At 54.1% G+C, this 2,252-nt stretch carries 1 protein-coding gene; it reads left to right on the forward strand.

Annotated elements, in window-relative coordinates; genetic code table 11:
• Positions 1-635 precede the first annotated feature (635 nt).
• The gene (gene ltrA / locus K8I04_00050; GenBank protein MBZ0070111.1) at positions 636-1,961 is read left to right on the forward strand and encodes a group II intron reverse transcriptase/maturase; all 1,326 of its coding nucleotides are present in this window, start codon (positions 636-638) and stop codon (positions 1,959-1,961) included.
• The last annotated feature ends 291 nt before the right edge of the window (positions 1,962-2,252 follow it).

Genomic DNA, 2,252 nt, shown 5'->3' on the forward strand with positions numbered 1-2,252 from the left:
CGTTATCGCGCCGGGCAAAGCTCGGCGTATCTTGCAGGGTGAAAGTCCCTGTCGGGTAAGGGCTAGCCACCCACCCGTATCGAGTCTTGCGTCCCTGGCGGAGTTGTGTGATCCACGACGAACAAGAGGGGCGAAGCGTAGACAGAGAATCCTGTAGGCCGTAGGGGAGGTCGCGCTCCCTGAAGTGCTGGTACAGCTTCGAAATAAGCTTATTGCGGATGCCGAGGGTTTTAACGTACACCGAAGGCAACACAGAAGCACCCGGGTTGGCACCAAAAAAAAAAACAATAGGTGCTTAGGCGAGGGTGTGGAGGTCCGCCGGAGTCCTCAGGCCGTGGCATGCAGGAAGAGATACGTCGGAGAACCCGGGAAGCCCCAAAGGGTTCCTGTCGTGGAAACTGAATGGGCAAGGTATACAGCTATTGAGGCCCTGAAGGGGAAACCCGGAAACGGAACTAGGCTGGAACCTGAACCTATTCGAGTACACCACGAGCCAGGTAGGAGGGAACCGACTGCAAAGTTGGCAACCTCTATAGGCCCCAGGGGTGTCTTATCAGGCATAGTACTCTGAGGTGGGGAAATCCCACCACATGGGGAAGGACCTGACGGAAGTACGTAGCCCGCAAAGGAAACTCATGCCGGACACAGTCGGATCGGAACAACACGAGCCAACCTCACTGCGGGGAATAGCAACTCGAGCGAAAGCTTGTAGGTACCACCGTTTTCGGGATCTTTACCGGGAGTTGAATGCCGGATTTCTTTTGCACTGCTGGCACGACCTGAACAAGGACGCGGCCAGCGGTGTAGATGGAGTCACGGCAGAGATCTACCAAGAAAACCTGATGGATAACATCAGGGATTTAGGTGAACGACTGAAAACGAAGCGCTATCGTACCAAGTTGGTGCGACGCTGCTACATACCCAAGGAGAATGGAAAACAAAGGCCCTTGGGCATACCGGCGCTGGAAGACAAACTCGTACAACTGGCCTGTGCCAGATTATTAACTGCGATCTATGAGCAAGACTTTGTAGAGAGCAGCTATGGCTACCGGCTAAACCGGAGTGCGAAGGATGCGGCATGTGATCTCACCTTCAACCTTCAGTACGGGAAATATGGTTACATCGTCGAGGCTGACATCAAAGGCTTCTTCGATCACATGGACCACGACTGGCTGCTGGAAATGCTCAAGCAACGGATTGATGACAAGGCTTTTGTCAGTCTGATCGGTAAATGGCTGAAGGCAGGTATCCTGGAGACGGATGGACAGATAATTCATCCGGGTGCCGGGACGCCACAAGGCGGGATTGTCTCGCCGGTATTGGCGAATGTTTACCTGCACTACGCCCTGGATCTGTGGTTTGAGTGTGTGGTGAAAGCCCACTGCCGCGGAGATGCATTGATGTGTCGGTACGCAGATGATTTTGTCTGCGCATTTCGCTACAGGGACGATGCTCAGAGGTTTTATCAGGTGTTGCCGAAGAGGTTAGGTAAGTTCAGTCTCGAGGTGGCCACTGAGAAGACTCGATTGCTGAGGTTTAGCCGATTCCACCCGAGCATGCAACGACGGTTTAGCTTTCTGGGCTTTGAGCTCTACTGGTTCAATGACCGGAACGGCGTTGCCCGAGTCATGCGCCGTACAGCCAGAATGAAGCTGCAAAGCGCGTGCAGGCGGATCAAGGACTGGATCAGGAAGGGACGTTGTCTGACGGGTCGGGCATTTATTGCCGGTCTGAACAGGCGGCTGATGGGGCACTACAACTACTATGGCTTGCGCGGCAACTCGCGTTCGCTGTATCGCTTCTACCAATGGTCACTTGAATGTGTATTCAAATGGCTGAATCGACGAGGCGGAAAGCGGCGAAGTTTTACCTGGGCAGCTTTTGCTCAGGCGCTTAAACGAGTCGGCGTAGCCGTTCCCAGGATCACGGAGAGGCAGCGACAGCATGTGGTGTTTGCATAAGGGTTTTCCGTTCGACGCGAAAGCGAGTACAACCGAGGAACCGGATGCGGGAAAACCGCACGTCCGGGTCTGTGCAGGGGGCGTCCGGTAACGGGCGTTCCTACTGCGAGAGCTTTTAAAAAAGAAGTTATAAGTGGGTATGCGTATCCGCGACGTCACCCCATCTTGAGTAGCACTTACATTTAGAGTCCGGTTGCCACTGTAGTCGATTTCGCTGCTAACTGCTTCGCGTAGGCGGTAGGTGTCAGCCCACCTAAGGTCTTCTTCGGTCGTTCCTCGTTGTATTCACGT

Source organism: Gammaproteobacteria bacterium (assembly GCA_019911805.1).
GTDB lineage: Bacteria > Pseudomonadota > Gammaproteobacteria > Thiohalobacterales > Thiohalobacteraceae > JAHJQQ01.

Coding starts and splice junctions, on each gene's coding strand:
- ltrA (MBZ0070111.1), top strand. CDS start 636: ATGCCGGACACAGTCGGATCGGAACAACACGAGCCAACCTCACTGCGG.